Below are 25,337 nucleotides of genomic sequence, written 5' to 3'. Positions count from 1 at the left end.
CCTACTGCACCACGCGCTTCTCGAGCTTGCGGGCAAGCGTGCGCCGGTGCAGGCCGAGCCGGCGCGCGGTTTCGGAGATGTTGAAGCCGGTCTCGACCAGCGTTTCGTGGATGCGCTCCCATTCGAGGTTCTTGATCGAGGTGGGGCGGCTGGTGAGCGGCACCGAAACGTCACCCTCGGCGCGGCCGAAGGCGGCTTCGATGTCATCGGTGTTGGCGGGCTTGGCCAGATAGTGGCCCGCGCCGAGCTTGATCGCCTCGACGGCCGTGGCGATGCTGGCAAATCCCGTCAGCACGACGATGCGCATCGAAGGATTGCGGGCGCTGAGAAGCTTGACGCATTCGAGACCCGATCCCGATCCGAGCTTGAGATCGACGACGGCGTAGGCCGGAACGGCCGTTTCCAGCGCGACCAGCAGCGCCTCGCGGTCGTGGCAGACCACGACGTCGTAGTCGCGCTTTTCAAACGAGCGTTTGAGCGTGCGCGCAAAGGTCGCGTCGTCCTCGATGACGAACAAGGATCGATCAGATTTCACGATCGTCTCCATAGGTCAGCGCCGCCAGCGGCAGCGAAAGGGTAACACGGGCGCCCTCGGCCATGTTGTGCGCCGAAACGTCGCCGCCAAGCTTGCGCACCACGTTGAACACCAGGAAGAGGCCCAGGCCGCCGCCTGGTCGCCCCTTGCTCGACATATAGGGCTGGCCGAGCGTTGCCAGAATATCCTTGTCGAAACCGGGTCCGCGATCCGTGACGGAGAGCACCAGCTTCTCATCCTGCCGCTCGGCAGTGATGCCGACCCAATCGTGCGATGCCTCCTGCGCATTGTCGAGCACATTGAAGATCACTTGTTTCAGCGCCGTGTCGGACACGATCGGCTCGTCCGGCTCGAAACCATTGCCGTAGTCCAGCTTGATAGGCTGGCGGCTGACGCGCCATTCCTCGACGAGATCGTCGAGGAACCGGCGGATCGTAGTGCGGATGGTGCCCTCGCCCCGCGCCTGGCCGGAGGACATGAGAATGCCCGTGACGATGCCTTTGCAGCGCTCGATCTGCGCCTGCATCTCGGCCACGTCCTCGGAAAGCTCGCGGTTGCGCTTGACGCCGCGCATCTGGCGCCAGTCGGACAGGATGACCGATATTGTCGACAGCGGTGTGCCCAGTTCATGGGCGGCACCCGAGGCCAGCAGGCCCATGCGCACGATGTGATCTTCCTCGGCCGAACGCTGGCGCAGGTCGGCGAGATAGGCATCGCGTTCGCGCAGGTTGCGGTTGATGCGCGTCATGAAGATCACGATCAGCCCGGCCGCGAGCACGAAGCAGATGAACATGCCGCGCAGATGCAGCGCCAGGAGATCGCTGCCGCCGTGATGCGGGAGTGCGATCGGCTGGAAGACGAAGATGAGGAAGACGAAGCAGGCCGAGGCCGCCACCACCAGGAGCCAGGTCGACCATGGCGCCAGGAGCGCAGCGCCGAGCGTGATCTGCAGCAGGTAAAGCGACACGAACGGATTCGAGGCGCCGCCGCTCAGGTAGAGCTGCGTCGTCAGCGCCGCCATGTCGAAAATCAGCGCGACGAAGAGCTGCGCGTTGGAGATCCGGCGGTTGCCGCGCAGGGCGAGCAGGCTGAAGATGTTGAGGCCGACCAGGAAAAGCACCACGCCCGCCATCTCGGTGAGCGGCAGCGGGATGGCGAACCAGTATTGCGTGACCAGGATTGTCAGCACCTGCCCCGCCACTGCCAGCCAGCGCAGCTGGATGAGCAGGAGCAGGTTCTTCCTGTTCGTGACGTCGGCGTCCGACGGGGCGCCTCCCTGCCGCGTTGGAAGAAGCGTCAGGAACGGCTTGTCGCGATGGGGCCACGCGATATTCATCACGCTGCATCCCAGTTCCGGCGGCCGGAGAAAACCTGTCTGGCAAGCGCCATCGCCAGCATCCCTGCAAGGGCAAACCAGGTCAAAGCATAGATGAGATGGCTGTTGCGGAAGGTGACGACGGTGAGCCCGCCGCGCGGCCAGCCAGCAGCGCCGGATGCCTCGGCATCGATGAAATAGGGCGCAACATCCGCCAGGCCGCGCGCCTTGGCGATTGCCGCGACGTCGCGCGAATACCAGCGATCGGCAGCCGGATCGTTTCTGCGCAGGAAACCGCCGCCGGGCTCACTGATGCGCAGCAGCCCGTCAACCGTCGCCGGCGAGGCGAGCGCGGCATTCTCCCGCTCGAATTCCACCTTGCGTTCCTGCGGGATGAAGCCGCGGTTGACGAGGACCGTGAACCCGCGGTCGTCGCGCATCGGCGTCAGCACCCAATAGCCGCCGCCAAGCTCGGTCACCGCCTGCACCAGCGTGTTGGTGCCCCCGAGGAAATGCCCGGCCAGGCGCACATGGCGATATTCGTAGTCCGGCGCGCTGAACCCGCTCCAGTCTTGCGGACCGGGCGCATCGACGACGGAAGCATGGATGCGCTGGTCGACGCGGGCGATCAGGTCGAGCTTCCAGACCCGTCTTTCCAACTGCCAGACGCCGAGCCCGAGAAACATCAGAACGCCGAGAAGCCCAAGCAGCGCGAGCAAGAATCGCGACGCGGAACCCTTCGAGGCAGCATGAGAGCCGATACCTGCCCGGCCGGTCATGTCCTTTGCCTCGGCTTTGGCCCTCCCCGCGCGCAACACGCCCACGCCCGAAATGGGGCTCATGGCATCTCCCGCATCTCGTGGAGCCCGGGCATCATGTTGGCGTTGAGGTGGTACATCACCCAGAGCGAGCCGCTCAGCACGATGACGACGAGAACCACAGTGAAGATGAGCGCCAGCATCGACCATCCGCCTTCCGAGGCGGGGTTCATATGCAGGAAGAAGACCATGTGCACCACGATCTGCACCACCGCGAAGGCCATGATGATGACGGCCGCGGCCTGTTTGTTGTCCATGGCGCCGGTCATGACCATCCAGAACGGGATGGCGGTGAGGATCACCGACAGGACGAAACCGATCAGGTAGCCCCTCAGCGACCCGTGCGCGGCGCCGCCATGGGTACGGTCGTGACCCGCATGATCATGAGCGCTCATCTGAGCATCCCCATCAGATAGACAAAGGTGAAGACGCCGATCCAGACGACGTCGAGGAAGTGCCAGAACATCGAGAGGCACATCAGCCGGCGGCGGTTGGCCTCGATGAGGCCGTGTCTCGCGACCTGCACCATCAGCGTCACCATCCAGACGATGCCGAAGGTCACGTGCAGGCCATGCGTGCCGACCAGGGTGAAGAAGGACGACAGGAAGGCGCTGCGCTGCGGGGTCGCGCCTTCATGGATCATGTGCGCGAATTCGGATAGCTCGATGGAGAGGAACGCCAGGCCGAACAGCATGGTCACCACGAGCCAGGCCTGCGTCGCGCCGACACGGCCCTTGTCCATGGTCAGCATGGCAAAGCCATAAGTGATCGAGGACAAGAGCAGCATGGTGGTGTTGACCGCCACCAGACCGAGATCGAACAGATCCTTCGGCGCCGGCCCCGCCGCATAATTGCCGCCGAGCACGCCATAGGCCGCGAACAGCATGGCGAAGATCAGGCAGTCGCTCATCAGGTAGAGCCAAAAGCCGAGCATGGTGCTGCCGCCTTCGGCGTGCGCGTGCTCTTCTTCCAGGTGGAAGACCGGTTCCGCGACGGCCGTGATCGCGCTCGATGCCATGCTCAATTCCTAGCCCTGGGCGGCGAGGAGCGTCGTCCTCGCCTCTTCGGTTTGCGTGACCTCGGCAGCCGGGATGTCGAAGTCGCGGTGGTAGTTGAAGGTGTGGCCGATCGCGGTTGCGATGAGGCAGACGAAGCTCAGCGCCGCCAGCCACCAGATGTACCAGATCAGGCCGAAGCCGAGCGCGACGCTGAACACCGCCAGGACGACGCCGGTGCCGGTGTTGCTCGGCATGTGGATTGGTTTGAATCCGGACAGCGGGCGCCGGTAGCCGGCCTTCTTCATGTCGAACCAGGCGTCGTTGTCGCGAATGACTGGCGTGAAGGCGAAATTGTAGGCCGGCGGCGGCGAGGAGGTCGACCATTCGAGGGTGCGGCCATCCCAGGGATCGCCGGTGTGATCGGCCAGCGCTTTGCGCTTGCGGATGGAGACGAAGATCTGGACCAGGAAGGCGGCGATGCCGCAGGCGATCAGCACCGCGCCGAAAGCGGCTATCACGAACCATATCTGCAGCGAGGGATCGTCGAAGACGCGCATGCGGCGCGTCACGCCCATCAGGCCGAGGATATAGAGCGGCATGAAGGCGAGCCAGAAGCCGAGCACCCAGCACCAGAACGAGACCTTGCCCCAGAACGGATCGAGCCTGAAGCCGAAGGCCTTGGGCCACCAATAGGCGATGCCGGCGAACAGGCCGAAGAGCACGCCGCCGATGATGACGTTATGGAAATGCGCGATCAGGAACAGGCTGTTGTGCAGCACGAAGTCGGCGGGCGGCACGGCAAGCAGCACGCCAGTCATGCCGCCAACGACGAAGGTGAGCATGAAGGCCACCGTCCACATCATCGGCAATTCGAAGCGGATGCGACCGCGATACATGGTGAACAGCCAGTTGAATATCTTCGCCCCGGTCGGGATCGAGATGATCATCGTGGTGATGCCGAAGAAGGAATTGACACTGGCGCCGGAGCCCATGGTGAAGAAGTGGTGCAGCCAGACGAGATAGGACAGGATGGTGATGACTATCGTGGCGTAGACCATCGAGGTGTAGCCGAACAGGCGCTTGCCGGAGAAGGTCGAGGTGACCTCGGAGAAGACGCCGAACAGCGGCAGGATAAGGATGTAGACCTCCGGGTGACCCCATATCCAGATGAGGTTCACATACATCATCGGATTGCCGCCGAAATCGTTGGTGAAGAAGTTGGTGCCGACATAGCGGTCGAGCGCAAGCAGCGTCAGCACCGCCGTCAGCACCGGGAAGGACGCGACGATCAGCACGTTGGTGCAGAGCGAGGTCCAGGTGAAGACGGGCATGCGCATCATGGTCATGCCTGGGGCGCGCATCTTGATGATGGTGCAGATCAGGTTGATGCCGGACAATGTCGTGCCGACGCCGGCGACTTGCAGCGCCCAGATGTAGTAATCGACGCCGACGTCGGGACTGTAATTGATGCCGGAGAGCGGCGGATAGGCCAGCCAGCCGGTGCGGGCGAACTCGCCGACGAACAGCGAGGCCATGACCAGGATCGCGCCGCCGACCGTCATCCAGAAGCTGAAATTGTTGAGGAAAGGGAACGAGACGTCGCGCGCGCCGATCTGCAGCGGCACGACGAAGTTCATCAGCCCGGTGACGAAAGGCATCGCCACGAAGAAGATCATGATCACGCCATGGGCGGTGAAGATCTGGTCGTAGTGATGAGCGTTGAGGTAACCCTCGGAACCGTTGAAGGCGATGGCCTGCTGCAGGCGCATCATGATGGCGTCGGAGAAGCCGCGCAGCAGCATGACGAGGCCGAGCGCCATGTACATGATGCCGATCTTCTTGTGGTCGACGCTGGTGAACCACTCGCGCCAGAGATAACCCCAAAGCTTGAAATAGGTGACCGCGCCGAGCACCGCGAGGCCGCCCAACGCCACGACGATGAAGGTGACGACGACGATCGGCTCGTGCAGCGGCAGCGACTCCAGAGTGAGGCGGCCGAAGATGAATTTGGTCAGCGACTCAGGCATCCGCCATCCCTCACAATTCGAAGCGCAGCAGGCCGAGCGACGGGGTCCCGGCATCGGCGCGGCGGCTGCCTGCCCCTGGACTGAGCAGCCCTGCCCCGCGCAGCGGGGAAAGATCGCGCATTGGCCAGTATTTCGCGCCGGCATCGCGGGCCGCGCGCGAGGCGGCGGCCGCTTCCTCCGCCGTGCAGATGCTGGCGACATAGGACGGATCGTTGCCGAACACCGCGCCGCGCCGGGCAAGCTTATCGTATTGCAGCGGCAAGGTGTTGCGCACGCCGGCCAGCCCAAGGCCGCCCTTGGCGTCGATCGACATCATCTCGTTCATGCACATCTTGCCGCGCTCGACGCACAGATTGAGGATCGCGCCATAGAGGTCGGGATCGACGGAGGCATAGTGGCGGACCGGCTCGTTCTCGCTCGGACGCTCGAGCTCGAGATACGTCTCGCGGCTGAGCGTAGCCTGCGCACCTTTGGTCTGCGTCACCCACTCACCGAAGGCCTTGTCAGAGAGGCCGTGGAACGCAAAGCGCATGCCGGAGAAGCCGGCGCCGCTGTAGTTGGCCGAGAAGCCGGAATAGGTGCCTGGACGGTTGATGACCGCGTGCAGCTTCGTCCCCATGGCGGGCATGGCGTAGATTTGCCCGGCAAGCGCCGGAATGTAGAAGGAGTTCATCACCGTCGAGGAGGTGATGCGGAAGTCGATCGGGTGGTTGACCGGCGCCGCCAGCTCGTTGACGGAGGCAATGCCGTAATCCGGATAGATGAAGAGCCATTTCCAATCCAGCGCGACGACGTCGACCCTGAGCGGCTTGTGGTTCTGGGTGACCGGCTGTCCTGGTTCGATCCGGTCGATGCGCCGGTACGGATCGAGCAGATGGGAGCCGAGCCAGGTGAGCGCGCCGAGGCAGATGATGACGAGCAGGGGTGCCGCCCAGATCACCAGCTCCAGCTTGGTCGAATGGTCCCAGTCCGGCGTGTAGATCGCCGTGGTGCTGGATTGCCGGTAGCGCCAGGCGAACAGCACGGTCAGCGCCATGACCGGCAGGATAATGAGCAACATCAGCAGGGTCGAGACGACGAGCAGGTCGCGCTGCTGCACTGCCACGTCGCCCGCGGGCGCCAGCACGACCAGGTCGCAGCCGCTCAGCAGCACGGCGAGCGGAAAAAGAAGCAAGGCTCCGGATCGTCTCATCAAACGCTGCCCTCGATGGCCCTGCAGCAGGATCTCTGCAGGTTGCGATGCGATATGGACCAACGGCTACTGCCGCAGGCACAGCGACGACATTGGACAATTTGTCCAATGCCCAGCCGGTATGGCTTTCGCGAAAGTGTGCACGCATAATTGGATGACGACAACGTCGCATCTGGATGACGACAACATAGCGTCGGGACGACAATCGCGTTCCGAAGTTGAGTATGGTGACGACGGAAACGATGGCTGAAACTTCGACTTCCGAAACGGACAGCAGGCTGATCGGCTCGCATCACGGCCAAGTCAGCGCTGGCGATATCGCGGTCGGCGTGATCATCGGCAGGACGTCGGAATTCTTCGATTTCTTCGTCTATGCGATCGCTTCCGTGATCGTGTTCCCCAAGCTTGTGTTCCCAACCCACGACCCGCTGGTCGGAACGCTCTACTCCTTCGCCATCTTCGCGCTGGCCTTCATCGCGCGCCCGTTCGGCACCGTGCTGTTCATGGCGATCGACCGCGCCTATGGCCGCGGCGCCAAGCTGACGATCGCGCTGTTCCTGCTCGGCACCTCGACGGTCGCCATGGCGTTCCTGCCCTCCTATCAGGACGTCGGCGCGGTCGCCGCCTGGCTGCTGGCGCTCACCCGCTTCCTACAGGGCCTGGCGCTCGGCGGGACATGGGACGGATTGCCCTCCCTCCTGGCGCTGAATGCGCCGCAGAACCGGCGCGGCATCTATGCGATGATCCCGCAGCTCGGCGCGCCGATCGGGCTCATCGTGGCAAGCTCGCTATTCGCCTTCTTCGTCGCCAACCTCTCGGCCGACGACTTCTTCGCCTGGGGCTGGCGCTATCCCTTCTTCGTCGCCTTCGCCATCAACGTCGTGGCGCTGTTTGCCAGGCTGCGCATCGTGGTCACGCCCGAATTCTCGAAACTCTACGAGAGCGGCGACCTGCAACCGACGCGCATCAGGGAGATGGTTCGGACGGAAGGACGCAACGTCGTTGTCGGCGCCTTCGCGCCGCTGGCGAGCTTCGCCCTGTTCCATATGGTGACGGTGTTCCCGCTGTCCTGGGTGTTCCTGTTCACCAATGAGGGTCCGGAACGTTTCCTGGTCATCGAAGTGGTGAGCGCGCTGTTCGGCATCGCGGCGATCGTTGCATCGGGTCCGCTGGCCGACCGTGTCGGACGCCGCGCCCTGCTCGGCGGCGGCGCCGTCGCCATCGCAGCCTTCAGCGGCTTTGCCCCACAACTTCTCAACGGCGGCACCGTCGGCGAGACGGTGTTCATGGTGCTCGGCTTCATCCTGCTGGGCTTGAGCTTCGGGCAATCCTCAGGCGTCGTCGCATCGAGCTTCTCGCGCCAGCACCGCTATACCGGCTCGGCGGTGACATCGGACCTGGCCTGGATGTTCGGCGCCGGCTTCGCGCCGCTCGCGGCGCTGCTCCTGGCCGGCAATTTCGGCCTCATCGCCGCCGGCGCCTATCTGCTTTCGGGCGCCGCCTGCACGCTGATCGCGCTTTGGATCGACAGGCAGGCACGCCGGGCCGACTGAACGAGCGGCGAGCTCGGATAGTCGCCGCTCTATCCCTTTGTTTTTGACGCAATTCCTGACGGAAGGTTACGGCGAAGACGCCGAACTCAACCGCTCACACTTTTCCTGGAATTGCTCTGACCTGCAATCAGACCTGATAGAAATCCCGATACCATTGCACGAAGCGCGGGACGCCGATCTCGATCGGGATGCTGGGCTTGAAGCCGATCATCGCCTCGAGCGATGCGACGTCGGCATAAGTCGCAGGCACATCGCCCGGCTGCAGCGGCATCAGGTTGCGGATTGCCTTGCGCCCGAGAGCGTCTTCCAGAACGTCGATCAGCCGGCTGAGCTCGACAGGAGAGCTGTCGCCGATGTTATGAATCCTGAACGGCGCGGTGCTCGTCGCGGGGTCCGGCGCAGCGCTTGTCCAATCGGGATTGGGCGTCGCGGGATGCTGCATGACGCGGGCCACCCCCTCGACGATGTCGTCGATGTAGGTGAAATCCCGCTGCATGTTGCCATGGTTGAAGACATCGATCGGCTGACCGGCGAGGATGGCCTTGGTGAAGATGAACAAAGCCATGTCGGGCCGTCCCCACGGACCGTAGACGGTGAAGAAGCGCAGGCCCGTCGTCGGCAGCCCGAACAGATGGCTGTAGGTGTGAGCCATCAGCTCGTTTGCCTTCTTGCTGGCGGCATAGAGACTGAGGGGATGATCGGCGGAATCATGCACCGAGAACGGCATGCGCGTGCTGCCGCCATAGATCGAGCTTGACGATGCATAGACGAGATGGCCGACCGAGGCCTGCCGACACCCTTCCAGGATGTTGAGGAAGCCGTTTAGATTGCTTTGCGCATAGACATGCGGATTGACCAGCGAATAGCGGACGCCCGCCTGCGCGGCGAGGTTGACGACGATCTGCGGCGCGACCGACGCAAAGACCCCCGAGATGCCATCGCGGTCGGCGAGATCGACATGCTCGAAATGAAAGTTTGGGAACGCCTTCAGCCGCTCGAGCCGCGCCTGCTTCAAGGTGACGTCGTAATACTCATTCATGGAATCGAGGCCGACAACCTGCCGGTCTTCGGCAAGCAGCCTCTGGCAAAGGTGAAAACCTATGAAGCCGGCTGCGCCGGTGATCAGGATCGGCCTGCTCGACGTCAATGCATACCCCTAACGCTGCAGCCAGACCGTGCAGGCCATCGAGAACTTGCGCCTTTTACGGCAGGGCTGCAATGAATTCAACGATACGCTTTCTCTCGCCGTCGTCGCCGGCGTGAGGCCAGCGGCAAGATCGGCCGCCAGCCAGATGTCCGTATTGCGAACGCGCACGCAGCTGCCGGCGGGGTCCGACAGCGGAAAAGCGATCTCAAGCCAACGCTGATATGCGAGCGTGATCAGCGGTCGGGCCCTTCCGTGCGGAATATGATTGCGCGCACACCGCGGATCGGGAATTTAGTTTTCTTGGTGATCCCTGTTGCTTGGGGCAAACTGCTGGCGGGCTGTCAGGAGGAGAAATGAGAGCACGCGCGGCGACGGTCGGAGACCTGGAAGATGTTTTCCGCGGTCTGTCCAAGCGAATGTCGGACGAATATGTAGCGGCCGGCAAGGACAGCAAAAGCGCCTATGACAATTTGATGATGAACCTGAAGGAAGGCCGGGCCCATGCGCTCGTGCAGGACGACAGGACGGTGGCGATCATCGCCTGGCATGAGCACGCGGACGCCGCCGACACGCTCTTTGCCGCGCGGGAGGATTTCTTCAACGCCACGACGGTCCGCTTCTGCAAGCGCCACATCCGCCATGTCCAGGCGCTGGCCGGCAACCTTCCCGTCCACTCGCGCAGCTGGCTGCACAGGCCCGACGTCGCGAAATGGTTCCGCGTGATCGGTTATGTCGACCGAGGGCGCGAGAACGGCGCCACCTTGTTCGAGCTGCCGTCGGCCGCAAGCGGCTGAGGGCAGCTGACAGACCGCCTCCGGATTTGCCGGTGCGCCGCCGTCTGGCGGCGGCGCACTCGCCCATCACTGCGGTTGTCACAGGCTCACGAGCCGAACCAGCGCGACCGTCGACTCGAGCCGAACTTTTCCTTGTCGGCACGCAACGCCACCGAAGGCTCGTAGTAGTTGCCTGTCGGCGCGGGGCCAGAAAAGAAATCGACCTCGACCTTGCCGATGCGGCCGCCACCGAATTCGATGTAGCAGGTGCCGAAGCCGTCATAGAGCGTGCCGTTTCCGCTGCCACGCAGCTTGGTGACGAGTGCTGAGGCAACGGCGCGCGCGGCACCTTCGGCGAAGACGCCGGCCTTGGGCGTCCCGGTGTTGGCGCCGTCGCCGACGGCGTAGACATTCCGGTATTTCGTTTCCAGCGTACGCGGGTTGACCGGGATCCAGCCGTTCTCCGACATGCCGCTTTCCAGCACGACCGGCGGCACGCGATGTTTGGGGACGCCGAGGAAAAGGTCGAAAGGCATTTCGGTGCCGTCGTCGAGCACCGCCACGTTTCGGCTATTGTCGATCGAGGCGACGCGACGGCTGGGAATGAACTTGATGCCGCGCTCGGCGAAAGCCGCAAGCAGCGCCTTCGAGGTATCGGGCGACGGCGGCACCGGGCTGCCGAGCGGCAGCACCAGCGATATCTCACAGGCCTCGCGCACGCCTTGCCGCACCAGATACTCATGCAGCATCAACACGCATTCGCTCGGGGCCGGCGGGCATTTGTAGGGCGCGCCGCAGACGCCGACCATCGCCCTGCCTCTCTTGAAGCCCGGCAACACGTCGCGCAGCCGCTCCGCGCCGGCAACCGAATAGAACTCGTTGGTGCCCGACAGCCCAGGCGTAGCGTGGAAATCATATTCAGCGCCAAGCGCGACAATCAGGTAATCGGCATCGTAGACACCGTCGTCGGTGGTGACACGGCGCCTTTCTGGATCGATCGCGGTGATGGTGCGCCTCAGCAATTTCACGCCGGGCTTGGCGTAACGGTTGTAGGGCAAGCGGACCGCCTCCGCCGCCTTCAGGCCGAACATCACGTCGAGTTTCGAAAAGCCGAACACGAAGGCGTCGCTCTTGTCGATGAGCGTGACATCGATGCCGTCGCCCATTGCCTCGGACAGCAGCGTCGTCAGTTCCAGGCCGCCAAAGCCCGCTCCCAGGACGACGATGCGCGGTTTGTTTGCAGCGCTCATCTCGGTTCCCCACGTCTTGGCGCCATGCAGAAGCGCCGGATTTGAATTTGCTCACCGTCTTTCGGTTGTGTGGCGGCGGGGATGTGTCTCTCACGTCCTCGCCGCCGATGCCCGTCGCCTCAGGCCTCGATGCCTGACCTGTCAGGTCAGCACAGGCTGCGGCACGATGCGGATATAGGGTTTCGGTTCCTTCCAGCCCTGCGGATAGAGCTGCTTTGCTTCATCGTTCGACACCGAACCGGCGATGATGACGTCGTCGCCGGGCTTCCAGTTCACCGGAGTCGCCAGGCGATGCTTGGCCGTCAGCTGCAGGGAGTCGACGACGCGCAGCACCTCGTCGAAGTTGCGGCCAGTCGTCATCGGGTAGGAAATGACCAGCTTGATCTTCTTGTCGGGGCCGATGACGTAGACGTTGCGCACCGTCTGGTTGTCGGCTGCGGTGCGGCCGTCGGCGCTGTTGCCGGCCGACGCCGGCAGCATGTCGTAAAGCTGCGAGACGGCCAGCGTCGGATCGCCGATCATCGGGAAGTTCGGCGCCATGCCTTGCGTCTCGGCGATGTCCTTCGCCCAGCCGGCATGCTTCTCGACCGGGTCGACGGACAGGCCGATGACCTTGACGCCGCGCTTGTCGAATTCGGGCTTCAGACGCGCCATATAGCCGAGCTCGATCGTGCAGACCGGCGTGTAGTCCTTCGGATGCGAGAACAGGATGCCCCAATCCTTGCCCAGCCATTCATGGAAGGAAATCGGACCCTCGGTGGTGTCGGCCATGAAGTCGGGGGCGATGTCTGCAATACGGAGTGACATGGTTGTGTTCCTTTCGGGTTGGAATTCGATTGCGGCGCTAAATTAGGAAATCTATGTTCCGCCAGCGTTCCCCGACGACGGCCGCCTGGTGACGGCTTCGGCGGCGGTGGCCCTTGTTCCGGACGGTGCATGCATGCGCGTTTCGATCCACCTCCTCGGCCGGTTCGCCGTCAGCGTCGATGACCGGGTGGTCCCGGCGGCCGAGTGGCGGCGCGACCGCGCCGCGGCTTTGGTCAAGCTGCTTGCCTTGCGGCCTGGACATCGCGCCCACCGCGAGCAGATCATGGAGACCTTCTGGCCAGACGCGGACCCCGACGCCGCCGGCGCCAGCCTGCGCAAGGCGGTCCATTTCGCACGCCGCGCGCTGGGCAGCCACGACCTGATCGACGTGAGCAACGATATCGTGGCGCTCGCCCCCGATGTCGAACTGGCGATCGACACCGAGAGCTTCGAGACCGCCACGAAGGCCGCCCTGCGAGGCGGCGACAGCCGGGCCTTCGCACACGCCGCCGACCTCTACGGAGGCATGCTCCTGCCCGACGATCTGTTCGTCGAATGGCTGGACACTCCGCGCGCGCAACTGCAGCAGCGCTATAGCGACCTCCTGCGCGCCGGCAATCTCTGGCAGCGACTGATCGCGCTCGACCCGGCCGACGAGCAGGCGCAATGCGCGCTGATGCAGGCAGCACTCGATGCCGGCAACCGCGTGGAAGCGATCCGCCAATTCAATCAGCTTCGCGACAATCTGCATGCCGAGCTCGGCGTCGGGCCGACCGCCGCCACCATCGCGCTCTACGAGAAGGCCTTGGCTCTGTCCGGCACGGAGATCGTCAGCCCGGTGGAGCAGATACGCACATCGCTCGCCTGGGGGCTGGTGCATCTGCAAAGCGGCGAATTCGACAAGGCAAGCGAAATTGCCCGGCGCACGCGCGACCTTGCACTCGGCGCCGACCTGCCGCGCGAGGTCGGCGAGTCCAGCGCGCTGCTGGGCATCGCATCGATGATGCAAGCCCGGTGGCCGCAATTGTTCCGGTCCGAATTCATCGAATGGGTCCGCGCCAAACCCGCCTTCGTTCAGCATGTCTTCGATGGTCATCTCTGCCTTTCCGAATTCTGCCTGTGCAGCGCGAAAGGCCACGCCGAGGTCGCGGGACTTGCCCGGGAATTGCTCAGCGTGGCCGAGGAGGCCGGATCGAGTGCGGGCCGCGGTCTCGCTTGCCTGCTGCTTGGGGAGGCCTCGCTTTTCTCGGGCGATCTCGACAGCGCCGAAGGCTTCCTCACGACGGCGGAAAAATTGCTTCAGGAGGCAGATGCGGTGGCGGGCCGCGTGCTTGCAATCGAGCGACTGGCCGAGATCGCGCTAGAGCGCGGCCAAAGGTGGCGCGCCGGCCGTCTCATCCGCCGCGGCCTGGCGGATGCGGAGCGATCCTGGCTTTCCCCGCACCTGATCATGCGCATGCAGGCGCTGGCCGTGCGCGCCGCGTCAACACCCAAGATGGTGGCCGAGGAAATCCTCGCCGGCGACCGGCTGTTGACGCCAGGCGCTTGCCAACCCTGCTCGATGGCGTTGCGCACCGCATCGGCAATAGCGCTTGCCGAAGCCGGCGACCTGGAACAAGTGGACCGCCGCCTGAACGATGCCGAACGTATCGCCGGCATGTGGCAGGGTGGCCCTTGGGCCGCGGCGCTTTGGGAGGCACGCGGCGTGCAGCGGCGGGCGCAGAACAAGGAAGTGCGCGCGCTTGCCGCCTTCGAGGAGGCGGCAGGCCGCTACGAGGAGCTCGGGCGGCCACGCGACCAGGCACGCTGCCTCGCACGCATGAGCCCCGCCGGCTGATGCCCGATATTGGCTCGCGCGTAGCCCAGGCCTCCGCATGAAAGGCGTCTTCCCGGCAACGGCGACTTGCACAGAGCGTTGTTTGGCGGAATTGTAGAAACGGCAGCCGGCGAGCCGGCACGCCGGATGGGGTTTGGCTGCTGGAAATCGGGATGTTGCGCGTCTGCCTGGCCCTTGTCGCCATCGCTGCCCTGACGAGACCGTCAGGGGCGGAGCCGCGCGCGTCCCATCTTTTCGACCGACCCGGCCTCGCGGCGGCCTATTCGGGCCAATCCGATCTTGTCACCGCATACACGACCGGCATGGCGCGTTACCGGCTTCAATATTCGGCCTCCGCCGCCCAAGCCGGTTTAGCCGCGCCGCTCGAGCCTCGGCTGCTGCGGCCCGAATTCCAGCAGCGGACATGGCGTTCCTCGGATGGCAGCCTGCTGCAGGGCTTTGCCGGCAAGGGCGGTTTCCGGCTGACCACAGGCAACTGCGTGGCCCGCATCTGCATGGCCATCGAATGCAGCGAGGCCGGCTGGCCGCTCTATGCCTGCAGCGACGGGCGCAAGCGCAAGATGTCGGTCAACAACTTCGTGACGGCAACATTCGACGGCGTCTCCTACCGGCGATTGAGCGCGCCGCAGGAGTGACGTTGGACGACCCGAAGTAGGTGAAGGAGCCGCTTGCGCCCATCTCGCCAGGCGTGGCATCGGTTGCGGCGCTTTGAGATGTTCGAAGACAAAGATAGTGGCACGCCAACCCGACAGACGATCCGCAAACCCAAAAGTCAACCTCGCCCGAGCGCTCTCCAAGCTTGGCTTCTGCTCGCGCACGCAGGCCGAGCGTCTCGTCGTCGAGGGCCGCGTGCAGGTCAACGGCAAGACGGTGCGCGATGCCTTGCTGCGCATCGATCCCGACCGCGACCGCATCACCGTCGACGGCGGGCGCGTCATTGCCGAGCGCAAGGTCTATCTGATGCTCAACAAGCCGCGCGGGCTGGTCACCACCCGCGATGATCCCGAAGGCCGCGGCACCGTCTATGACTGCCTGGAAGGGCTCGACCTGCCCTTCGTGTCGCCGGTCGGCCGGCTCGACAAGGCGAGCGAAGGGCTGCTTTTGATGAGCAACGACACGCGCTGGGCGAACGGCCTGCTCGACCCCGCCTCGCACGTCGACAAGACCTATCACGTGCAGATCGCGGCCGCGCCCGACGAGGAAATGCTGGAGCGCTTTCGTCAGGGCGCCGTCGTCGACGGCGAGTTGCTTACCGCAAGCTCGATCGCGCTGTTGCGCAGCGGCGGGCGGACAGCCTGGCTGGAGATCGTGCTCGACGAAGGACGCAACCGGCAGATCCGCAGGCTGCTCGGCGCTTTCGACATCGAGGTGCTGAGGCTGGTGCGAGTGGCGATCGGCGGCCTTCAGCTCGGCGAGCTTGCCAAGGGCAAGGCGAGGCATCTGACGGCCGAGGAGCTGGCGATGGTCAGAGTCTAGCCGAAACGCCTCAGCTTCGTCATCCACGGGCGGAGCGGGAGTGAAGCGGACGCGCAGACCCGAGGATCCATTCCGTGACCTGGCGCAAAGGGTAAAGGCGGTGCAGGACAGGGTCGCTCTGCACCGCGGCAACGCTCATTGGTAACGGAATGGATTCTAGGGTCTGCGCCGCGTCGCTTCGCTCCTTGCTCCGCCCTAGAATGACGAGGCTGAAGGGTTTCGCCTAATCTCCAGAGACGCCTGAGCTGCTATCGAGCTGCGGCTACTTCTGGTTCCACCGCCGGATGACCGGCTCGGTCAGATCGTGCTCGTAGCCGAGAACGCTTAGGCTGGCGGTGTCCAGGACAAAATGCTCGCCGCCTTCCGGCGGCAGGCCGACCCAGCGCGCCGCGAACACACGCAGGAAATGCGAGCTGGAGAAGATGAGCACATTGCCGGCAACCGCGCGCAGCCCGGCGATGATGGCGTCCGCGCGGGCACCGACATCGGCCGCCGTCTCGCCGCCCGGACAGCCGTCGCGAAACAATTGCCAGCCGGGTCGCTTGGACAGGATCTCCTTGGTCGTCACGCCTTCATAAGCGCCGTAGTCCCATTCCTGCAGGTCGGATTTCTTGACCGCGCGCTCGCCGAAGCCAGCGAGCCGGCAGGTGTCGAAAGCGCGCTGCGAGGGGCTTGACCAGACCGCCTGGAACGTCAGGCCCTCAAGCCGATCGGAGATGCCGCGCGCGGCCTCTTCGCCTTTGGCGGTCAGGGGAATGTCGGTGCGGCCGGTGTGCCTGCCCGAGGCGCTCCACTCCGTCTCGCCATGGCGAACGACGTAGATCTCGGGAAACGCACTGCTCATCGACCGCCCCTGAATGAAACGGGAATGCACCGGCAGGAGTGCCGCGCCGCGCCACCCTATGCGGCAGCCGACAAAAAGAACAGGCCGCGGCGCTTGCCGCGGCCTGCTCGGCATCGGGAGGATGCTGGTTGGCTAGGCGGGTTGCAGGCCGCCCGACAGCGCAAGGTCAGCCTCTTCCGGCAACTGACCGGCCATGGCGGCGGCGAATTGCTTCTGGTCGAGCTCGCCTTCCCAGCGGGCCACAACGATGGTCGCGACCGCGTTGCCGACGAAGTTGGTGAGCGCGCGGCATTCCGACATGAAGCGGTCGACGCCGAGGATCAACGCCATGCCGGCGACCGGCACCGAGGGCACGACCGAGAGCGTGGCGGCCAGCGTGATGAAGCCGGCGCCGGTGATGCCGGCCGCGCCCTTCGAGCTCAGCATCGCGACGAGCAAAAGCAGGATCTGGTCGCCGAAGGTGAGTGGCGTGTCGGTCGCCTGGGCGATGAACAGCGCGGCAAGCGTCATATAGATATTGGTGCCGTCAAGGTTGAAGGAATAGCCTGTCGGGATGACAAGACCGACCACCGAGCGGTTGCAGCCGGCGCGCTCCATCTTGGCCATCAGGCCGGGCAGCGCCGCCTCGGAGGACGAGGTGCCGAGCACCAGGAGCAATTCCTCCTTGATGTAGCGGATCAGCGCCAGGATGGAGAAGCCGTTATACCATGCCACAGCGCCGAGCACGACGAGCACGAAGAGCAACGACGTCAGATAGAAAGTGCCAATCAGGAAGGCGAGGTTGGCGATCGCGCCGATGCCGTATTTGCCGACGGTGAAGGCCATGGCGCCGAAAGCGCCGATCGGGGCGGCCTTCATCAGTATGGCGACGAGGCGGAAGACAGGCGCGGTCAGCGCCTGCAGGAAATCGACGACCGGGCGGCCACGTTCGCCAACCATCGCCAGCGCGATGCCGAACAGCACCGAGAAGAACAGCACCTGCAGGATGTCGCCCTGGGCGAAGGCGCCGGTGATGGTGTCCGGAATGATGTTCATCAGGAAGCCGACGATCGTCGTGTCATGCGCCTTCTCGGTGAAGGTCGCCACCTTCGATGGGTCGAGGGTCGCGGGGTTGATGTGCATGCCGGCGCCGGGCTGGATGACGTTGGACACGACGAGGCCGACGATGAGCGCCAGCGTCGAGAAGACGAGGAAATAGATCATCGCCTTGCCGGCGACGCGGCCGACCTTGTGCAGGTCGGAAACGCCGGCGATGCCGGTCGCCACGGTGAGAAAGATCACCGGTGCAATGACCATCTTGACCAGCTTGATGAAGGCGTCGCCGAGCGGCTTCAGCGAGGCGCCCAGGTCGGGATAGAAATGGCCTAGCAGGATGCCGGCGGCGATCGCCACCAGAACCTGGACATAGAGATGCCGGTAAAAGGGAACCTTGCCGCGCGGTTCGGCGGCAGCGATTGCTGTCTGCATGATATCCTCCGTTCGGCCCCCGATCGAAACGTTCGACCTCCCAGGGGGCTGTTGACCTCCACAGCCTCGCGGCTGCTGCGGAAGCATTTGCAACGCGCGTGCCAGATGGTGCCGGGTGTCTCTCTTTGTTGATTTTGTTTGATTTTTCGATTCTGCGACAGCGCCTTTGGAGAAGGCTAGTGCGGTTATCCGCATAGATCGATTTGCGCTTTGTGCGAAATCATGCACAGATGCGGCATGCTGCAACGCCCTGCCGCTGTTCTTGCTGCCACGCCCGAACTGCTTGCCGGACGGGCGCGTCGCGCCTGGCTGCTGTTCACGGCGGTGGCGCTGCTGATCGTGCTCGCGGCGCTTTACGGCGCCGGCCTCTACGGCCGTTCGACCGAGATCGGGGCTTTAGCCACGCAAGGGCGCACCGACGCCAACCTCAAGGTCGCGCTGTTGCGCGCTGTATTGGAAAATCCGCGCGCGTTGCCGCTGCTTCTGTCGGAGGACCAGCAGGTGCATGACGCGCTGACGCAACGCAGCCCTGCCGCGATCGACATGCTCAACCGCAAGCTCGAAGGGCTGGTGTCCGGCACCAAGGCCTCGGTGCTCTATGTCACCGGCACGGACGGCCTGGCGATCGCTTCCAGCAATTGGCGCGAGCCGGTGAGCTTCGTCGGCAACGACTACGGTTTTCGCGCCTATTTCTCGGGCGCAATGGAAACCGGCACGGCCGAATATTTCGCGCTCGGCAATGTCAGTAAGCGTCCGGGTCTCTACATCTCGCGCCGTGTCGACGGCGCTTCGGGGCCGCTCGGCGTCGTCGTGGTCAAGATGGAGTTCGACCAACTCGAGGCCGACTGGCACGAGGCCAACCGCCCGGCCTATGTCAGCGACGAGCATGGCGTGGTGCTGATCACCAGTGTGCCCTCCTGGCGCTTCCTGACGACAGAGCCGCTCAGCCGGCCGATGCTCGCCGGTATCCGCGCCAGCCAGCAATTCGGCGATGCGCCGCTGGTGCCGTTGCCGGTCACGAAACCACAACCACTCAGCTCCGACATCGCCCTGGTCCATGCCATCACGCCCGGGGGCAGCGACGCCGAGTATCTGCGGCTGTCGACTGCGGTGCCGTCGACGCCGTGGCGGCTCGACTATCTCGTTCCGGCCGAAGCGCCGATCGCGGCGGCACAGCGCGAGATGCGGCTGCTGACACTGGGCGTTCTTGTCCCGCTCCTCGCATTAGCCGCCTATCTGTTGTGGCGCAGGCAGTCCGCGCAGATGCGGATCGCCGCCGAGCAGGCCGCGCGGGCCGAGCTCGAGCGCCGCGTCGTCGAGCGCACGCAGGACCTCAGCCTGGCGCGCGACCGGCTGCAGGCGGAGATCACCGACCATCGCAGCACCGAGGCCAAGCTGCAGGTCATGCAGCAGGAGCTGGTGCAGGCCAACCGGCTTGCCACGCTTGGCCAGGTCGCTGCCGGCGTCGCGCATGAAATCAACCAGCCGGTGGCGACGATCCGCGCCTATGCCGACAATGCGCGCGTCTTCCTGGAGCGCAAGCAGAGCGCCTCGGCTGAAGAGAACCTTGGCGCCATCGCCGCGCTGACCGAGCGCATCGGCTCGATCACAGAAGAGCTGAAAGCCTTTGCCCGCAAGGGCCGCACCGCCGCCGAACCGGTTGAGCTGCGCAGCGTGATCGAAGGCGCCGTGGTGCTGCTCAGGAGCCGCTTCGCCGGCCGGCTGGACGCGCTGGCGATCACGCTGCCGCCGCCGGCGCTGAAGGTGATGGGCAACCGGTTGCGGCTGGAGCAGGTGCTGATCAACCTGTTCCAGAACGCGCTGGAGGCGCTCGATGGCCGTGATGGCGCGCGGGTCGAAGTCTCCGCCACCGAAACCGCCGAAGACGTGGCGCTGGTCGTGTCCGACAACGGGCCGGGCATCCCGCCCGCGATCCTGAAATCCCTGTTCACGCCCTTCAACACCTCGAAGGAAAGGGGCCTCGGGCTCGGCCTCGTTATCTCCAAGGACATCGTCGCCGACTATGGCGGACGCATCGAGGTTTCGAGCAGCGGCCAAGGCACACGCTTCACCATCCATTTGTCGAAAGCCGGCGCGGCATGACTAGGCACGACCCAGCACCGGTGATCCTGATCGACGACGACAGCGATCTGCTCAAGGCGACAAGACAGACGCTGGAGCTTGCCGGCTTTGCGGTGTCGGCCTACTCGGTGGCGAAGAAAGCGCTGGCAGCGCTCGACAGGAATTTCGCCGGCGTGGTGGTGTCGGATATCCGCATGCCGGAGATCGACGGGCTGCAGCTTTTCGACCGCGTGCTGCGGCTCGACCCCGATATCCCTGTCATCCTGGTCACCGGTCACGGCGACATCGCCATGGCCGTCAAGGCGATCAAGGACGGCGCCTACGACTTCATCACCAAGCCTTTTGCCGCCGACCGGCTGGCGCAGAGCGTTGCGCGCGCGGCGGAAAAACGCCGGCTGGTGATGGAGAACCGCGCCCTGCGCGAGGCGGCCGAGCAGGCGCAGGAGGGATTGCCGCTGATCGGCCAGACGCCAGCCATGGAGCGGCTGCGCCGGACGCTGCGGCAGATCGCCGACACCGATGTCGATGTTCTGGTGACCGGCGAGACCGGCTCCGGCAAGGAAGTGGTGGCGAGCCTGCTGCATCGCTGGAGCCGCCGCGCCAAGGGAAATTTCGTCGCGCTCAACTGCGGCACGCTACCGGAGACGGTGATCGAGAGCGAATTGTTCGGCCATGAGGCCGGCGCCTTCACCGGTGCGCAGAAGAAGCGCGTCGGCCGCATCGAGCATTCAAGCGGCGGCACGCTGTTTCTCGACGAGATCGAAAGCATGCCGGCCTCGACACAGGTGCAGATGCTGCGCGTCTTGGAAATGCGCGAGGTGACGCCGCTCGGTACCAATGAGGTGCGGCCGGTCGACCTGAGGGTGGTCGCGGCAGCCAAGGTCGATCTCGGCGATGCCAGCCAGCGCGGCGCTTTCCGCGAGGATCTCTATTACCGGCTCAATGTGGTCACGCTGTCGATCCCGCCGCTGCGCGAGCGAAGGGACGACGTGCCGTTGTTGTTCGGATACTTCGCCGAGCGGGCGGCGGCCCGCTTCAGGCGCGCCGTGCCGGCAATCTCCGCCTCGGTCCGGCGCCATCTCAGCGACCATGACTGGCCGGGCAATGTGCGCGAGCTCGCTCATTTCGCCGAACGTTTCGTGCTCGGGCTCGAGGACGTTGCCGGATCGCCTTCTCCGGCGGCAACGGAACGCGACACCTCCGTGTCCTTGCCGGAACGGCTTGATCGCTACGAGGCCGAGATCATACGCGAGACACTTGGCCGCAATGACGGCGACGTCCGGCGCACCATCGAGGCGCTCGGCATCCCGCGCAAGACCTTCTACGACAAGCTGCAGCGGCACGGCATCGTGCGCAGTGATTTTTCCAAGTAGATCAGGGCCAGAGATGGAGCTGATATCGTCGGAAAACCCCTTCGCATCTTTCGGCATCATGCTGTGGGAACCGCAACGCCGCTGTGCCGTTGAAACCGACCGGGAAACCGTGGCACGTCGGCATCAGCCGGGCAGCGAATGCATCGGCGTGGCGGTTTTGCCGGGTTGCGCTCGGCAGGCGTTGATGGTTTGTTGCCGCCCAGCGGAGAACAAATGATGCGCGAATCCCTCGGTCAAGACGAATATGGCTCGACCAGTCCCTTCGACCCTGACGACCTGCCCAATCTCAATGCGATGGGGCCGGCGATGGGTGGCGGCAATGATTTCGAGAAATACGCGGTCGCCGTCATCATCGTCTTCGGCGCGCTGATCATCGGCGGCCTGATGGCTGCCTCCATGTCCTTCGGCCATCGCAACGGCTTCCTCTTCGCGCTCGGCGGCGCCACGGCGGCCTGGATTTCCGGCAATGCGCTGCTACTCGACCGGCCGCGCATCTATGCGCTGTTCGTCGCCATCGCCGCCGTGATGCTGATCGCTTCGACCATCACGCTGGTCATCTGATCAATTAATATCCCAGCGCCTCACCGGCGGCAGCGCGGCTGTCGATGGCGCCGTTGTAGCGCGCGCCGCCGCCTTTCTCGATCTGTGCCAGGCTCTTGCCACCGACCAGGATGCCAGCCGCCTGCCCCCAGGTTTGGTCGCTGAGATCGAGGTGGTAGCCCATGCCGACAAGCAGCTTCTCTGTGTCCGGCGACAGCCCGAATGGCTCGACATAGACCGTGTCCGGCAGCCATTGATGGTGGATACGCGGAGCGTCGATCGCCTGCTGGATGTCCATGCCGTGGTCGATGACGTTGATGATCGCCTCCAGCGTGATGGTGATGATGCGCGAGCCGCCCGGGCTGCCGATGACCATGAACGGCTTGCCGTCCTTCGTGACGATCGTCGGGCTCATGGAGGATAAGGGCGTCTTCTTCGGCTGAATGGCGTTCGCTTCGCCCTGCACCAGGCCGTAGAGGTTCGGCACGCCCGGCTTCTGGGTGAAATCGTCCATCTCGTTGTTGAGCAGGATGCCGGTGCCGTCGGCGACGACGCCGGCGCCGAAGGAGCCGTTCAGCGTGTAGGTGACGGCCACCGCGTTGCCGTCCTTGTCGATGATCGAGTAATGCGTGGTTTCCTTCGACTCGCCGAAGCCCTTCGGCATCAGCTCCTTCGAGACGCCGGCGCGGAACGGGTCGATCTTGTCGCGGATGTCTTTCGCATAGGCCTTGTCGACCAGCTTCGAGACCGGATTGTCGATGAAATCAGGGTCGCCGAGCGCCGAGTTGCGGTCGACATAGGCGTGGCGCATGGCTTCCACCATGACGTGAACCGTCTCGGCCGAGCCGGCGCCGAGATAAGAGAGCGGGTAGCCCTCCAGCACGTTGAGAATCTCGCAGATGATGACGCCGCCCGAGCTCGGCGGCGGCGAGGAGATGATCTCGTAGCCGCGATAGGAACAGGTCACCGGCTTCAGCTCACGCACGGCATATTGCTCGAAATCGGGCTTGGCGAGGATGCCGCCTTTCGCGCCGCTCGCCTCGACGATTTCATCGGCGATGGCGCCTTTGTAGAAGGCGTCCGGGCCTTTTTCCGAGATCGCCGAAAGGGAGGCGGCAAGGTCCGGCTGAACGAGCTTCTCGCCGACACCGTAAGGCTTGCCGTCCTTTTTGAGGAAGATGGCGGCGGCAGCCGGGTCCTTCGCCAGCCGGTCGGCGCCGCCGGCGAACGAAGCCGCGTCGCCCTGGTTGAGCACGAAGCCGTCCTTGGCGTATGCAATCGCCGGCGCCATCAATTCCTGTCGCGGCAGCGTGCCGTATTTCTCGCGCGCCATCTCGAAGCCGGCGACCGAGCCGGGCACCCCGACCGCGAGATAGCCGTCGAGGCTGGCGCCTTTGATCGGCTTGCCGTCCTTGTCGAGATACATGGTTTTGGTCGCCGCGAGCGGCGCGCGCTCGCGGAAATCGAGAAAGGTCGTGCGGCCGTCCTTCATGCGCACGGTCATGAAACCGCCGCCGCCGATATTGCCGGCATTGGGATAGACCACGGCGAGCGCATAACCGACGGCAACCGCGGCATCGACCGCGTTGCCGCCCTTCTTCAGCACGTCGACACCGACTTCGGTTGCAAGATGCTGGGCAGTCACCACCATGCCGTGCTCGCCTTTGGCGGGAGTTGGCGAAGCGGCGAAGACGGTGGTCGGCGTGAAGGCAAAGGTGAGCGAAAGGCTGACGGCGATCAGCGTCCGGCGGGTCAAGGGCATGGCGGTGCTCTCCGGGGCTTGGGGGACCCCTAGGAAAGACCGCCACAGCGAATTAGTCCAATAACAATTGAAGCAGCGCGAGTGGCCCCTCACCCGGATTGCCAAGTCGAATTGCAAGGGCAATTCGGGCAATCCGACCTCTCCCCAAGGGGAGAGGAGCGTGCGGCGGCGCTGATCTCTTCTTCCCTCGGAGAGAAGGTGGCCCCGAAGCGGCCGGATGAGGGGGAGTGGCGCTGCCTGTCAGACAATCCCGCCGCCGCCACCCGCAATAGCCGGCCGCTCCGCAGCGACCTTTGCCCGATAGCCGGCGTCGCGATAGGCGGCCACGGGATCGATGGCGCCGCCCTTCTTCAGCCGCGCCATGGCGAGGATCGGCTCGACATCTGTGCGATAGGCGACTTTGAGCGTCTGCGTCGCCATCAAAGCATCATTGGCATCCTGAAAACCTTCCAGCGCCTTGCGGTCGACCAGCAGCGCCTGCGCATAGGCGCGCTGCACCTCGACCGCCGACAGCATCAGGCTCTCGATCGGGTCGGTGACGTTGTGGCTCTGGTCGAGCATATGCGCGGGATTGAAGTCCTTGGCACCGGTGAGTTCCGCATCGACCAGCTCGTTGAAGACGAGGAACAGCCGGTAGGGATCGATCGAGCCGGCGTCGAGATCGTCGTCGCCATATTTGGAATCATTGAAGTGGAAGCCGCCGAGCTTTTTGAACTGGATCAGCCGCGACACGATCATCTCGATGTTGACGTTGGGCGCATGGTGGCCGAGATCGACCAGGCAGAAGGCCTTGTCGCCGAGCTCCTTGGCGATGATGTAGTTGGTGCCCCAGTCCTGCACGACCGTCGAATAGAAGGCCGGCTCATACATTTTGTGCTCGGTGAACAGCCGCCAGTCATCCGGCAGACCGGCATAGATCTCGCGCATGGCGTCGAGATAGCGCTCGAAAGCCTTTGCGAAATTGACTTGGCCGGGGAAGTTGGAGCCGTCGCCGATCCACACCGTCAGCGCCTTGGAGCCAAGCGTCTTGCCGATCTCGATGCATTCAAGATTGTGCTCGACCGCTTGGCGGCGCGTGCCGGCATCGGCATGCGACAGCGAGCCGAACTTGTAGGAGAGCTTCTGGTCCTTGGCATCGGAGAAGGTGTTGGAATTCATGGCATCGAAGCCGAGGCCGAAGCGGGACGCCGCCTGCTTCAACCGGTTCGGATCGGCTTTGTCCCACGGGATGTGCAGCGAGACGGTGGGCGTTGCCTGCGTCAGCTGGCTGATGACGGCGCAGTCCTCGATCTTGTCGAAGATATCGCGCGGCTCGCCGGCGCCGGGAAAGCGGGCAAAGCGCGTGCCGCCGGTGCCGACGCCCCAGGACGGGATCGCGACGCCGAATTTCTCGACCTTGTCGCGGATGGCGTCGATGGCGATACCGCGCCGGTCGAGGCGCTCGCCGAGGGAAGCGTAGTCGCGGTCGAGGTCGGCTTCGCGCGTGGCGTTGCTCTTTTCGACGACGTCAGTCGAGATGATCGATTCGGACACTGCAATTC

The 25,337-nt window shown here is 64.4% G+C and carries 22 protein-coding genes; 8 read left to right on the top strand and 14 right to left on the bottom strand.

Going from position 1 to position 25,337, the window contains the following annotated elements:
• Position 1: 1 nt before the first annotated feature.
• From LB552_RS07040 to cyoA, 7 genes are read right to left on the bottom strand one after another with little or no spacing between them, the layout of a single operon-like run.
• Positions 2-535 carry a response regulator transcription factor gene (locus LB552_RS07040; RefSeq protein ID WP_210239569.1) on the bottom strand — a complete coding sequence of 178 codons (534 nt, stop codon included), beginning with the start codon at positions 533-535 and terminating at the stop codon, positions 2-4.
• The gene (locus LB552_RS07035) at positions 525-1,871 is read right to left on the bottom strand and encodes an ATP-binding protein (RefSeq protein WP_224603180.1); all 1,347 of its coding nucleotides are present in this window, start codon (positions 1,869-1,871) and stop codon (positions 525-527) included. The genes LB552_RS07040 and LB552_RS07035 overlap by 11 nt, the downstream gene beginning before the upstream one ends.
• Positions 1,871-2,692 carry an SURF1 family protein gene (locus LB552_RS07030; RefSeq protein ID WP_411965631.1) on the bottom strand — a complete coding sequence of 274 codons (822 nt, stop codon included), beginning with the start codon at positions 2,690-2,692 and terminating at the stop codon, positions 1,871-1,873. The genes LB552_RS07035 and LB552_RS07030 overlap by 1 nt, the downstream gene beginning before the upstream one ends.
• Positions 2,689-3,063 carry a cytochrome o ubiquinol oxidase subunit IV gene (cyoD, locus tag LB552_RS07025; RefSeq protein ID WP_224603178.1) on the bottom strand — a complete coding sequence of 125 codons (375 nt, stop codon included), beginning with the start codon at positions 3,061-3,063 and terminating at the stop codon, positions 2,689-2,691. Before cyoD ends, LB552_RS07030 begins: the two co-directional genes overlap by 4 nt.
• Positions 3,060-3,686, bottom strand: a complete 627-nt coding sequence (gene cyoC, locus LB552_RS07020; RefSeq protein WP_224523506.1) for a cytochrome o ubiquinol oxidase subunit III — start codon at positions 3,684-3,686, stop codon at positions 3,060-3,062. Before cyoC ends, cyoD begins: the two co-directional genes overlap by 4 nt.
• 9 nt (positions 3,687-3,695) lie before the next feature.
• On the bottom strand, positions 3,696-5,693 hold the full coding sequence (cyoB, locus tag LB552_RS07015; protein WP_224603176.1) for a cytochrome o ubiquinol oxidase subunit I: 1,998 nt from the start codon (positions 5,691-5,693) through the stop codon (positions 3,696-3,698).
• Positions 5,694-5,703: 10 nt separating this feature from the next.
• Positions 5,704-6,885, bottom strand: a complete 1,182-nt coding sequence (gene cyoA, locus LB552_RS07010; protein WP_224603174.1) for a ubiquinol oxidase subunit II — start codon at positions 6,883-6,885, stop codon at positions 5,704-5,706.
• Positions 6,886-7,127: 242 nt separating this feature from the next.
• On the opposite strand from cyoA, the gene LB552_RS07005 reads away from it, so the two are divergent.
• Complete coding sequence (locus tag LB552_RS07005) at positions 7,128-8,438, top strand: MFS transporter (RefSeq protein ID WP_224603172.1); 1,311 nt, start codon at positions 7,128-7,130, stop codon at positions 8,436-8,438.
• A 127-nt stretch (positions 8,439-8,565) separates the two neighbouring features.
• Here LB552_RS07005 and LB552_RS07000 read toward each other — a convergent pair whose 3' ends face one another.
• Positions 8,566-9,585, bottom strand: coding sequence for an NAD-dependent epimerase (locus tag LB552_RS07000; RefSeq protein ID WP_224603170.1), 1,020 nt, complete (start codon positions 9,583-9,585; stop codon positions 8,566-8,568).
• A 353-nt stretch (positions 9,586-9,938) separates the two neighbouring features.
• Between LB552_RS07000 and LB552_RS06995 the strand changes: the two genes are divergently transcribed.
• Entirely contained in the window at positions 9,939-10,379 is a 441-nt protein-coding gene (locus tag LB552_RS06995; protein ID WP_224603168.1) for a hypothetical protein, read from the top strand.
• 86 nt (positions 10,380-10,465) lie between these two features.
• Here LB552_RS06995 and LB552_RS06990 read toward each other — a convergent pair whose 3' ends face one another.
• The gene (locus LB552_RS06990) at positions 10,466-11,608 is read right to left on the bottom strand and encodes an NAD(P)/FAD-dependent oxidoreductase (RefSeq protein ID WP_224603166.1); all 1,143 of its coding nucleotides are present in this window, start codon (positions 11,606-11,608) and stop codon (positions 10,466-10,468) included.
• A gap of 141 nt (positions 11,609-11,749) precedes the next feature.
• Positions 11,750-12,415: a peroxiredoxin gene (locus LB552_RS06985; protein ID WP_224603164.1), complete on the bottom strand. Its 666-nt coding sequence runs from the start codon at positions 12,413-12,415 to the stop codon at positions 11,750-11,752.
• Positions 12,416-12,548: 133 nt separating this feature from the next.
• Here LB552_RS06985 and LB552_RS06980 point away from each other — a divergent pair, with 133 nt between their 5' ends.
• The 3 genes from LB552_RS06980 to LB552_RS06970 all read left to right on the top strand — a co-directional run bounded on the left by LB552_RS06980 (position 12,549) and on the right by LB552_RS06970 (position 15,728).
• Positions 12,549-14,252, top strand: a complete 1,704-nt coding sequence (locus tag LB552_RS06980) for a BTAD domain-containing putative transcriptional regulator (protein ID WP_224603163.1) — start codon at positions 12,549-12,551, stop codon at positions 14,250-14,252.
• 152 nt (positions 14,253-14,404) lie between these two features.
• Positions 14,405-14,887, top strand: coding sequence for a hypothetical protein (locus LB552_RS06975; protein WP_224603162.1), 483 nt, complete (start codon positions 14,405-14,407; stop codon positions 14,885-14,887).
• A 97-nt stretch (positions 14,888-14,984) separates the two neighbouring features.
• On the top strand, positions 14,985-15,728 hold the full coding sequence (locus LB552_RS06970) for a pseudouridine synthase (RefSeq protein ID WP_224603152.1): 744 nt from the start codon (positions 14,985-14,987) through the stop codon (positions 15,726-15,728).
• Positions 15,729-15,990: 262 nt separating this feature from the next.
• On the opposite strand, the gene LB552_RS06965 is transcribed toward LB552_RS06970, so the two are convergent.
• Positions 15,991-16,572, bottom strand: coding sequence for a histidine phosphatase family protein (locus LB552_RS06965; RefSeq protein ID WP_224603150.1), 582 nt, complete (start codon positions 16,570-16,572; stop codon positions 15,991-15,993).
• 132 nt (positions 16,573-16,704) lie between these two features.
• Positions 16,705-18,039: a dicarboxylate/amino acid:cation symporter gene (locus tag LB552_RS06960; protein WP_224603148.1), complete on the bottom strand. Its 1,335-nt coding sequence runs from the start codon at positions 18,037-18,039 to the stop codon at positions 16,705-16,707.
• Positions 18,040-18,276: 237 nt separating this feature from the next.
• Between LB552_RS06960 and LB552_RS06955 the strand changes: the two genes are divergently transcribed.
• The 3 genes from LB552_RS06955 to LB552_RS06945 all read left to right on the top strand — a co-directional run bounded on the left by LB552_RS06955 (position 18,277) and on the right by LB552_RS06945 (position 22,055).
• Positions 18,277-20,142 carry a sensor histidine kinase gene (locus LB552_RS06955; protein ID WP_224603146.1) on the top strand — a complete coding sequence of 622 codons (1,866 nt, stop codon included), beginning with the start codon at positions 18,277-18,279 and terminating at the stop codon, positions 20,140-20,142.
• Positions 20,139-21,494 (top strand): sigma-54-dependent transcriptional regulator, encoded by a 1,356-nt coding sequence (locus LB552_RS06950; RefSeq protein WP_224603137.1) that lies wholly within the window; start codon positions 20,139-20,141, stop codon positions 21,492-21,494. Before LB552_RS06955 ends, LB552_RS06950 begins: the two co-directional genes overlap by 4 nt.
• Positions 21,495-21,707: 213 nt before the next feature.
• Positions 21,708-22,055: a hypothetical protein gene (locus tag LB552_RS06945; RefSeq protein ID WP_224512899.1), complete on the top strand. Its 348-nt coding sequence runs from the start codon at positions 21,708-21,710 to the stop codon at positions 22,053-22,055.
• 4 nt (positions 22,056-22,059) lie between these two features.
• On the opposite strand, the gene ggt is transcribed toward LB552_RS06945, so the two are convergent.
• Together ggt and rhaI are read right to left on the bottom strand one after the other, a co-directional pair.
• On the bottom strand, positions 22,060-23,796 hold the full coding sequence (ggt, locus tag LB552_RS06940) for a gamma-glutamyltransferase (RefSeq protein ID WP_224603135.1): 1,737 nt from the start codon (positions 23,794-23,796) through the stop codon (positions 22,060-22,062).
• Between the two features lie 240 nt (positions 23,797-24,036).
• A complete protein-coding gene (rhaI, locus tag LB552_RS06935; RefSeq protein WP_224603134.1) occupies positions 24,037-25,329 on the bottom strand; it encodes an L-rhamnose catabolism isomerase in 1,293 nt (430 codons plus the stop codon).
• Between the last annotated feature and the right edge of the window lie 8 nt (positions 25,330-25,337).

Origin of the sequence: Mesorhizobium sp. CA7 (assembly GCF_020165015.1) — a bacterium.
Classification (GTDB): Bacteria; Pseudomonadota; Alphaproteobacteria; order Rhizobiales; family Rhizobiaceae; genus Mesorhizobium.
The sequence above is the reverse complement of the archived record's forward strand: the minus strand, read 5'-3'. Positions and strand labels throughout refer to the sequence as shown.

Bases quoted from the DNA above. Each gene is read 5' to 3' on its own strand.
- cyoB (WP_224603176.1), bottom strand. From the start codon at position 5,693: ATGCCTGAGTCGCTGACCAAATTCATCTTCGGCCGCCTCACTCTGGAG.
- LB552_RS07035 (WP_224603180.1), bottom strand. From the start codon at position 1,871: ATGAATATCGCGTGGCCCCATCGCGACAAGCCGTTCCTGACGCTTCTT.
- LB552_RS06945 (WP_224512899.1), top strand. From the start codon at position 21,708: ATGATGCGCGAATCCCTCGGTCAAGACGAATATGGCTCGACCAGTCCC.
- cyoD (WP_224603178.1), bottom strand. From the start codon at position 3,063: ATGAGCGCTCATGATCATGCGGGTCACGACCGTACCCATGGCGGCGCC.
- ggt (WP_224603135.1), bottom strand. From the start codon at position 23,796: ATGCCCTTGACCCGCCGGACGCTGATCGCCGTCAGCCTTTCGCTCACC.
- LB552_RS06975 (WP_224603162.1), top strand. From the start codon at position 14,405: ATGTTGCGCGTCTGCCTGGCCCTTGTCGCCATCGCTGCCCTGACGAGA.
- LB552_RS06985 (WP_224603164.1), bottom strand. From the start codon at position 12,415: ATGTCACTCCGTATTGCAGACATCGCCCCCGACTTCATGGCCGACACC.
- LB552_RS07030 (WP_411965631.1), bottom strand. From the start codon at position 2,692: ATGAGCCCCATTTCGGGCGTGGGCGTGTTGCGCGCGGGGAGGGCCAAA.
- LB552_RS06965 (WP_224603150.1), bottom strand. From the start codon at position 16,572: ATGAGCAGTGCGTTTCCCGAGATCTACGTCGTTCGCCATGGCGAGACG.
- cyoC (WP_224523506.1), bottom strand. From the start codon at position 3,686: ATGGCATCGAGCGCGATCACGGCCGTCGCGGAACCGGTCTTCCACCTG.
- LB552_RS07005 (WP_224603172.1), top strand. From the start codon at position 7,128: ATGGCTGAAACTTCGACTTCCGAAACGGACAGCAGGCTGATCGGCTCG.
- LB552_RS06990 (WP_224603166.1), bottom strand. From the start codon at position 11,608: ATGAGCGCTGCAAACAAACCGCGCATCGTCGTCCTGGGAGCGGGCTTT.
- LB552_RS06960 (WP_224603148.1), bottom strand. From the start codon at position 18,039: ATGCAGACAGCAATCGCTGCCGCCGAACCGCGCGGCAAGGTTCCCTTT.
- LB552_RS06980 (WP_224603163.1), top strand. From the start codon at position 12,549: ATGCGCGTTTCGATCCACCTCCTCGGCCGGTTCGCCGTCAGCGTCGAT.
- cyoA (WP_224603174.1), bottom strand. From the start codon at position 6,885: ATGAGACGATCCGGAGCCTTGCTTCTTTTTCCGCTCGCCGTGCTGCTG.
- LB552_RS06955 (WP_224603146.1), top strand. From the start codon at position 18,277: ATGCTGCAACGCCCTGCCGCTGTTCTTGCTGCCACGCCCGAACTGCTT.
- LB552_RS06995 (WP_224603168.1), top strand. From the start codon at position 9,939: ATGAGAGCACGCGCGGCGACGGTCGGAGACCTGGAAGATGTTTTCCGC.
- LB552_RS06950 (WP_224603137.1), top strand. From the start codon at position 20,139: ATGACTAGGCACGACCCAGCACCGGTGATCCTGATCGACGACGACAGC.